Source organism: Nocardioides hungaricus (assembly GCF_054782915.1).
This window is the reverse complement of record NZ_BAAGRO010000072.1, coordinates 1-537: the sequence shown is the minus strand read 5'-3', so window position 1 is coordinate 537 and position 537 is coordinate 1. Positions and strand designations below refer to the sequence as shown.

Annotated in this window: 1 protein-coding gene; it reads left to right on the top strand. The window is 66.3% G+C overall.

What is annotated here, in order from left to right; genetic code table 11:
• On the top strand, window positions 1-452 hold a 452-nt coding region (locus ACYVKX_RS23220; protein ID WP_460836087.1), incomplete at its 5' end, for a transposase.
• Between the last annotated feature and the right edge of the window lie 85 nt (window positions 453-537).

Below are 537 nucleotides of genomic sequence, written 5' to 3'. Positions count from 1 at the left end.
AGTGGTACTTCGGGATGAAGGGCCACATCGGGGTCGACGCGGGCACCGGGTACGTCCACTCGGTGTCTGTGACCGCAGCGAACACCCATGACCTGGACGAGGCGCATCGTCTGGTCCGTGACGATGACGAGGTCTCCTATGCAGATGCTGGCTACCAGGGGGCGCACAAGCGCCCCGAGATCGTCGAGGACGAGTACCTGTCGAAGATCGAGTGGCGAGTCGCTGCCCGCAAGGGCAGGTTGAAGACGATGGCCGGGCCGGATCGTGCCGAGCAGTCACGTCAGGCCGGTGTCCGCGCGAAGGTCGAGCATCCGTTCCTGATCGTGAAGCGGGACTTCGGGTTCACCAAGACCCGCTACCGCGGGATCGGGAAGAACCTGAACCACCTCCACGTGCTGTTCGCGTCGGCGAACTGGCTGATGCGGGCTCGTGCCGTCGCTCTGATGGGGTGACGGCCAGGCGTCAGCCTGCCCGGAACCTCCCCGAGAGCCCCTGAACCGGGGCCACCAGGGCCAAGAGAGACCCCTCGCGTCCCGC